This window comes from Marinospirillum sp., from assembly GCF_035271045.1.
Taxonomy (GTDB): domain Bacteria; phylum Pseudomonadota; class Gammaproteobacteria; order Pseudomonadales; family Halomonadaceae; genus Marinospirillum.
Genome location: NZ_DATESC010000030.1, coordinates 243380 through 251530, shown reverse-complemented (window position 1 = coordinate 251530; position 8151 = coordinate 243380). Strand labels below are relative to the sequence as shown.

General features: G+C 40.6%; 8 protein-coding genes. 7 read left to right on the top strand and 1 reads right to left on the bottom strand.

The window, feature by feature from the left end:
* From dmpG to VJY63_RS11790, 7 genes are all read left to right on the top strand, one after another.
* A partial coding sequence (dmpG, locus tag VJY63_RS11820; protein ID WP_324051029.1) for a 4-hydroxy-2-oxovalerate aldolase occupies positions 1 to 583 on the top strand: 583 nt, incomplete at its 5' end.
* The gene (locus VJY63_RS11815) at positions 583 to 1596 is read left to right on the top strand and encodes an FAD-binding oxidoreductase (RefSeq protein ID WP_324051028.1); all 1014 of its coding nucleotides are present in this window, start codon (positions 583 to 585) and stop codon (positions 1594 to 1596) included. The genes dmpG and VJY63_RS11815, both read left to right, overlap by 1 nt.
* A gap of 433 nt (positions 1597 to 2029) precedes the next feature.
* Positions 2030 to 3175: an ABC transporter substrate-binding protein gene (locus VJY63_RS11810; RefSeq protein ID WP_324051027.1), complete on the top strand. Its 1146-nt coding sequence runs from the start codon at positions 2030 to 2032 to the stop codon at positions 3173 to 3175.
* 95 nt (positions 3176 to 3270) lie between these two features.
* Entirely contained in the window at positions 3271 to 4308 is a 1038-nt protein-coding gene (locus VJY63_RS11805) for a branched-chain amino acid ABC transporter permease (RefSeq protein WP_324051026.1), read from the top strand.
* Positions 4309 to 4322: 14 nt separating this feature from the next.
* Positions 4323 to 6113 carry a branched-chain amino acid ABC transporter ATP-binding protein/permease gene (locus VJY63_RS11800; protein WP_324051025.1) on the top strand — a complete coding sequence of 597 codons (1791 nt, stop codon included), beginning with the start codon at positions 4323 to 4325 and terminating at the stop codon, positions 6111 to 6113.
* A gap of 1 nt (position 6114) precedes the next feature.
* Positions 6115 to 6867 carry an ABC transporter ATP-binding protein gene (locus VJY63_RS11795; RefSeq protein WP_324051024.1) on the top strand — a complete coding sequence of 251 codons (753 nt, stop codon included), beginning with the start codon at positions 6115 to 6117 and terminating at the stop codon, positions 6865 to 6867.
* On the top strand, positions 6864 to 7304 hold the full coding sequence (locus VJY63_RS11790; RefSeq protein ID WP_324051023.1) for a PaaI family thioesterase: 441 nt from the start codon (positions 6864 to 6866) through the stop codon (positions 7302 to 7304). The genes VJY63_RS11795 and VJY63_RS11790 overlap by 4 nt, the downstream gene beginning before the upstream one ends.
* Positions 7305 to 7348: 44 nt before the next feature.
* Here the strand turns inward: VJY63_RS11790 and VJY63_RS11785 are convergent, their stop codons facing one another.
* A complete protein-coding gene (locus VJY63_RS11785) occupies positions 7349 to 7948 on the bottom strand; it encodes a TetR/AcrR family transcriptional regulator (RefSeq protein ID WP_324051022.1) in 600 nt (199 codons plus the stop codon).
* Positions 7949 to 8151: the final 203 nt, after the last annotated feature.

Sequence of the window (8151 nt, the reverse complement as noted above, 5' to 3'; positions counted from 1 at the left end):
AATTCTGGAGCAAGCCAAACTCATGGTTGAATACGGTGCTAACTGCATTTATGCCACTGACTCGGCGGGTTATATGCTGCCGGATGATGTCACTGCTCGCATTGGCCTGCTGCGTAAAGAACTACCTAAAAATATCGAAGTGGGTTTTCACGGCCACCATAACCTAGGTATGGGTATTGCTAACTCATTGGCTGCCATAGAAGCCGGTGCTAGCCGTATTGATGGTTCGGTCGCGGGTTTAGGTGCCGGTGCGGGTAATACACCGCTAGAAGTTTTTTGTGCAGTGCTTGATCGCATGGGTGTAGAAACCGGTGTTGACCTATTCAAAATTATGGACGTAGCAGAAGACCTCGTTGTTCCTCTGATGGATCATCCGGTTCGAGTCGACCGTAACTCACTGACACTAGGCTATGCCGGTGTTTATTCCTCTTTCCTCTTATTCGCTAAGCGTGCTGAAGAAAAATACGGCATCTCTGCTCGTGACCTTTTAGTTGAACTAGGCCGTCGCGGTACCGTGGGTGGACAAGAAGACATGATTGAAGACCTGGCACTGACCATGGCAAAAGCAAGGGAGCTTAAATAATGTCCCTTAGTCATGTTGTAACCATTAACCCAGCAGGAAAGAGCTTTGAGTGTGAGCCGGAAAAAAGTGTTCTGGATAATGCACTAGCAGCGGGAGTTATGCTAAACCATGGTTGTCGTGATGGGCGTTGCGGTGATTGCCGAACAACTCTTTCTTCAGGAAGAGTTGTTTATCCCCAAGGAGTTGAATTATCTGAGAATGACCGATTAGGATTAACTTTACTTACTTGTCAAGCACGGTGTAGATCAGATCTTATTTTAGAATCTCCAGAGGTTTCTGAATTTGATGGTATATCGATTCAGAAGCTTCCTTCTAGGGTTGTCAGTAAAGAGAAGCTTGCAGATGATGTTATACGTTTAACATGCCGCATCGCTCCAGGTAGTACGTTTAAATATTTACCTGGTCAGTATGTGGATCTTTCATTTCGTGGGGTCGGTTGTCGTAGCTACTCAATGGCTACAGCAACAATTGAAGATGGGTGCTTAGAGTTTCATGTTCGTCTAGTTTCAGGTGGAAAAGTAACTCCTTGGATATTTGAAGAAATCCAGCCTAAACAGATGATAACTATAGAAGGCCCTTACGGCTCTTTTTATCTGAGAAATAATGAAGAACCGTACAATTCAATGCCAGCAATATTCCTTGCAAGTGGTACTGGTTTTGCTCCGATTAAAGCACTAATGGAATCTTTAATCGCTAAAAATCAAACAAAGTCTGTTCACTTATACTGGGGCGGGCGAAAAGAAAGTGATTTGTATCTGAGTGAATTATGTACTAGTTGGACTGAACAGTATCCATGGTTTCGTTATACGCCAGTTTTATCTGATGAACCATCCGATTCTTGGGTTGGATGCCGAGGTTTTGTTCACCTGGCTGTTATGGAAGATTATTCCGATCTGTCTTTGCATGAGGTATATGCTTGTGGTGCACCCATCGTTATTGAGAGCGCTCGTAAGGATTTCTCTGAACGCTGCAAACTAAACCTCGATCACTTTTATTCTGATGCATTCTTGTGATTCTCATGAAAAATTAATGCTCATGAATAAGTTAATAGCTGTACTCGTAGCAAAAGTTTCGGTTCTTTTTAATTGTAGCCCTAGGGGCTACAATTAAAATAGTTAACGATTAGTTTTTATAAATTAGGAGCCAGCAACGTGTTTAAACTTTTAGCCTGAATTTCCTTCACTCTTCTAGACGCTTAGCTACTGCATTTAAATGAATCTTTTTTTATGTTCTATTAGTGATATATCGCCTAGATGCCTTTGATTTCTTTTACGGTATTTAAAATACCTAAAATATAATTTAAAAAACATAAACGAATTGACTCTTATCATGTAGGGTGATAGTTTACACATACATATGTGTATGTTTAACCTTGGGTATTAATAGTTTTTGATGCCTAAGTTGGTAACTGAAATTTGTTACCTTCAAGCCAAACAGGAGAAAATAATGATTAAAAAAATCTGTAAATGGGCGCTGGCAAGCGCAGTTATTGCACTAGCTATTAATGTTCATGCAAGTGATAGTGTTAAGGTTGGTGTTATTCTATCAACAACTGGTCCGGCTGCATCACTGGGAATACCCGAAAGAAATACAATAAGCCTATTACCCACTACTTTAGGTGACCGGAAAGTCGAATACATTATGCTTGATGATGAGACCGATCCTGGTGTTGCAGGTCGCAATGCACGCCGTTTAATTGAGCAGGAGAAGGTTGATGTCATTATTGGCTCAACAGCTGTCCCAACATCAATTGCAGCAGCAGAAGTTGCAGCTGAGAATCAAACTGTAACTATTTCCTTAGCACCTTATATTCCAACTGAAAACCAACATCCGTGGACTTTCCCCCTACCTCAGACAGTTGCAGTTATGTCAGAGTCATTATTCGCAGATATGGCTAAGCAAGGTATTAAGCGTCTTGCATACATTGGATTTAGTGATAACTGGGGTCAGGCATGGTTAGCTGATATTGATCGTCATTTAATTAAACATGGTTTGGAACTGGTAGCAACTGAGCGTTATGCTCGTTCAGACAGATCTGTTGCCGGGCAAATTCTTAGAGTTTTAGGTTCGCGTCCTGATGCCGTGCTAATTGGTGCAAGTGGCACCCCTGGTGTACTTCCCATGTCTACACTTCGTGAAAGAGGTTTTAAGGGAGTAATTTATCAAACACATGGAATGGCTAATCAAGATGTATTGCGCTTAGCTGGATCGAGTGCTGAAGGTATGATCTTGCCAACAGGCGCTGTGTTGGTAGCTGAGCTACTTCCTGAAAACCATCCTTCTAAGCGGCAGGCAACTGAATTTGTTAAATCATATGAAAGCAGACATGGAGAGGGGTCACGCAATAACTTTGCGGCTTATGCATATGATGCCTACCTACTATTGAATGATGCTGTTAAGCGAATAGATGGCTCTATTAAACCTGGAACGCCAGCATTTAGAAATGCTTTACGCGATAAAATTGAAAATACGCATGAGCTTGCTGTAAGTCATGGTGTTGTAAGTTGGGGTGTTAATCAGCGCTCTGCTTTTGATGCGCGTGGTGCAGTTTTAATTACTGTTAAAGATGGTAATTGGGCATTAGTTGAATAGGAAATAGTACCTAAAGCCGGATCTTTGATTCGGCTTTTGTCCGCCTGCTTGAAGGAGCAGAACAACAAAAACAAGATATCTGAGAGAGTTTTGATATGGACTGGTTTATTGCCGGATTCTTGGTTCAAGATGGACTGACTGCTGCTGCAGTGTACGCATTAATTGCTTTTTCAATGGTGTTGATATTTTCTGTGACACGGGTGATTTTTATCGGTATTGGTGAGTTTTTATCCTTTGCCGCATTAAGTATGGCAGCGTTACAGTCTGGAAATGTTCCAGCAACTGTTTTATTACTAATAGGGCTAGGGTTTATAACATTCATGGCTCTATTATGGCAGGCTTTTATTGGTAAGAATACTCGTATACGCGAGCAGCTCTTGATTGATGCAATAAAGCTTATCGTGGTTCCAGTGGTGTTTTACTTCGTCTTATCTTTTTATGCGCCGATGAGAGGGAATGTTTTAATAGATATAACTCTGATCTTGCTGTTAATGTTGCCATTTGGCGGAATGATATATCGCATATTTTACCAGCCAATCGCAGAGGCCTCTGTGCTAATCCTCTTGATCTTTTCAGTAGCAATACACTTTTCGCTGCTTGGGCTTGGGCTTTTAATGTTTGGGCCAGAAGGTGTTCGAACTTTACTAATTACTGATGTAAACATTAATCTCCTCGGAATACCTGTTACTGGTCAGGCTATATTCATTGTAATACTGACTTTAGTTTTAATTGCAGCACTTTGGCTTTTCTTTACAAGATCTCTCACTGGCAAGGCGCTTCAAGCTACTGCAGTAAATAGTCGTGGAGCGCACTTAGTTGGGATTGGAAGTCATGAAGCTGGTCGACTAGCATTTACACTTGGAATTGTTCTTGCTGCTCTCTGCGGTGTAATGATATCTCCAATTGCCACCATTGCATACGACACAGGCTTTCTTATTGCACTAAAAGGATTTGTCGCAGCCATTATTGGCGGGCTATACAGCTTTCCGGTGTCCGCGCTTGGCGCGATTTTGGTTGGGATTGTTGAGGTTTTTTCAGCTTTTTGGGCCAGCACATATAAAGAAATTATCGTGTTTACATTAATTATACCAGTGTTGCTATGGCAGTCACTTAACGGCAAACATCATCATTGAGCAGGAAAAGATTTATGAAGTTACGTGTATTTTCTAGTTTACCAATACTGCCAAGTTTTTTTCTAATTATAATGGTGGCTTTACCATTGCTACCTGTGCCTGGTTATTGGATAACTTTAATTAATTATATTGGGTTATATTCTTTAGTTGCTCTTGGCTTGGTGTTACTGACAGGTATAGGTGGCTTGACATCTTTTGGTCAGGCTGCATTTGTTGGGATAGGTGCTTACACAACTGCTTATTTTTCAACTGCAATGGATGTTTCACCGTGGTTTGGTCTTTTTATTGGACTGGGTTTAACTCTGATAAGTGCTTTAGCTATAGGTATGATAACTCTACGTATGGCTGGACACTTTTTGCCGCTTGCCACTATAGCTTGGGGGCTCTCACTTTATTATCTATTCGGTACTCTTGAAGTGCTTGGTCAATATGATGGTTTACTTGGGTTGCCAGCAATAAGTTTTTTTGGTTTTGAGTTGCGCAGTAGTGAAGAAATTTACTATTTAATATGGTTGTTTGTATTGCTCGCAGTTTGGTCAGTTAATAACCTACTTAATTCGCGTCCTGGCAGAGCTATTAGAGCATTACGTGATGGGCCTGAAATGGCTGAAGCTATGGGTGTTAACACTCAGTGGAAAAAAGTGGTTATTTTTCTCTATGCTGCTGCCTTAGCCAGTGTTAGTGGCTGGTTATTTGCTCACATGCAACGAGCAGTAAGCCCGAGTCCATTTAATTTGGTTAGTGGTATTGAATATTTGTTTATGGCTGTTCTTGGTGGGATTTTACATGTTTGGGGGGCTGTTATAGGTGCTGCAGCTTTTATTTTATCTAAAGAATTAATTCAAGGCATAGTACCACTGGTTGGTATAGAAGTGAATATTGAGTTGATTATATTTGGCATGATGATTGCTTTAGTACTTATTTTTGCTAGAAATGGGCTTTGGAGTTTAGTGGAACATTTTATTCCCCCTAACCGTAAAATTGAGTTTAATCCAGATGCTGCTCCGTTAACTAAACGTATAAAACCAGAAGTTGGTTCTAGGGTATTGACAGTAAACAGTATTGTTAAACGGTTTGGTGGCCTCGTAGCAGTTAATGGTTTGAGCTTTCATATTGATGCTGGTGAAGTGTTAGGACTGATAGGTCCTAACGGAGCTGGAAAATCAACCACATTTAATCTTGTTACAGGGACTCTGTCTGCAACAGAAGGTGATATCCACTTTTGTGGTGAGTCACTTAAGGGTGAGCATGCTCGTGAGATTGTTGCTCGTGGACTTGGACGAACTTTTCAACATGTTCAACTAATTCCTGATATGACTGTTATTGAAAATGTTGCTCTAGGCGCGTACTTACGTGGAAGTTTTTCTGCGCAGGGTGGTGTTATCGCTAGCTTATTTAAGCTAAATAAAAATGAAGAAGATCGTGCATTAGCTGAAGCTTCAAGGCAGCTTAAAAGAGTGGGTCTTGAAGATGAAATGTATCAAGAAGCTGGTTCTTTATCTTTAGGTAAGCAGCGCGTAGTTGAAATTGCACGTGCTCTATGCTCAGACCCACTGCTTTTACTTCTTGATGAGCCTGCGGCAGGCCTTAGGCACAAAGAAAAAGAGGAACTGGCTGATCTTGTGCTACAGCTTAAGTCCGAAGGTATGAGCTTACTTTTAGTTGAGCATGATATGGATTTTGTTATGAATGTCACTGATCGCATTTTGGTAGTTGAATTTGGAACCCCCATAGCGACCGGTACACCAAGTGAGATTCGTGAAAATCCCAAGGTTATCGAAGCTTATCTTGGAGGCATAGAATAAAATGAAAAGTATCCTAAAGGTATCGAATTTCAACGCTAGATATGGGAAAGCTGATATTATTGAAAACCTTTCGCTTGAAATTCCTGAGGGGCAAATTGTTACAGTAATTGGGCCAAATGGTGCTGGTAAGTCAACGTTAGTAAATGGGTTGATGGCTTCTATGGAGTCCCCAGGATATGCCAGTGGTAATATTCAGTTCTTTGATCAAGATATTTCAAGGGTACCTGTCGAAGCTATAGTTCGATTAGGCATATCATTAGTTCCTGAAACTCGTGAGTTGTTTGGATCTATGACGGTACTTGAGAATCTTCAATTAGGTGCATATGTTCGCCGAAAACGTGGAGAAAAAAACTACTTTTCTGAATTAGAAAAAATTTATGGCCTATTTCCTCGGCTTAAAGAAAGGCAAGGGCAGCGCTCTTCAACCCTTTCAGGCGGTGAGCGTCAAATGTTAGCTGTTGGTCGCGCTTTAATGGCTCAGCCGAAGCTGCTTATTTTAGATGAGCCTAGCCTAGGTCTTGCACCAAGAATTACTCAAGAGATTTTCCATATTCTCGGTCGTTTAAAAGAGCTTGGTATGTCCACTCTTTTGATAGAGCAAAATGCTAGGGCTGCATTGAAAATTTCTGATTATGGGTATGTAATGGAGTTGGGGCGTTTTACAATGAGCGGTCCTTCTGACGAACTTGCAAATGATCCCAGTGTTATTGAAACTTATCTGGGATTTGGAAAAAAAAAGGAAAGTAAACAATGAGTATCTGGTTCAATCAAACCTTCCCTATAGACTATGTTAATGATCAAGGGAAAGATTGCCTTAATCAAAATATTGGTATTACAATTACTGATGCTGGTAAAGATTATTTAAAAGGGGAAATGTTTGTAGATAAGCGAAACACGCAACCTGCAGGTTTTTTGCATGGTGGTGCATCAGGTGCTTTTTGTGAAACGCTCGCATCTTGGGCTGCTACATTTGTTGTTAACCCAGAAAAGTACCATGCTGTAGGTTTAGAGCTTAATGTATCTCATATGCGTCCGGGTTTTGCGGGTAGCACTCTTACAGGTATTGCACGGCCATTAAAAATTGGAAAATCTATCCAGTTTTGGGCTGTTGACGTATATTCAGAAGATGGGAAACAAATCTGTAGTTCTCGTGTAACAATGGCTGTTATTGAAAAGCCCTCCGAGTATTAGACATTTGGTTTTGCCTTGGCCTTTTTTAATAAGGCCTTTTTTGATTATAAGTGCCTGAATTTGCAGTCTAGAGTTGGGCAATTATCACTAAGAAACTCTGCAAGGCGGATGGAGCGCTCTAAATTTCTCATTTTGCTGTCACCAGTGTTGATTAATGAAGTTGCTACAAGATTTGAGTAGACTAGCATAGCTAAATCTTCAGCTTGCTGTGTCGAGTGTTCCATTTTTATAAATAGTTCTTTAATAAAGTTGAGGCGATAACTGTCCACTTCATCGACAGCAGCTCTAGCCATTTTATCCCTTCTAGCCCAAACGCGTAACGAGGCTTCAATGGATGCAGCCTCGTATGATTTTTTGCCTTTCAAGGGTAACGTCATTAACTCTGAAAGTTGTTTTTTTGGAGTGTCAACTTTGTTCTTGATGCCATTAATTACATTTTCAGTTGCTTTTAGTCGCCAAGAATCTAGGATTGCTTGCAGTAAATCCTGTCGGCTTTTGAAGTGGTAGTAAAAACTACCTCTTGTAATCTTTAGTTGTTTGGCGAGACTATCAACTCTTACTAAATCTATACCTGAAGTGGTAAGAATGTCTGTGGCTGCAGTGATCCAATCATTTCTAGTAAGGGGCGTGGTAGTCATTGTCATTTATAAGTTTTGTGTTGTGTATTTGGATGGGACTGGATAACCTTTCAATTCTACCATATTTTGGTATTTCTTACTATAGAGATTGTTCGTTGGCGCATGATCGTACGTTCAGTTAGGTGGTTAAGTTCACTATGCCAGTACACACTTGAGATTAATGATAATATTAAAGCTTTATATATTAAAATTAAGTCGTTAAAATCAGC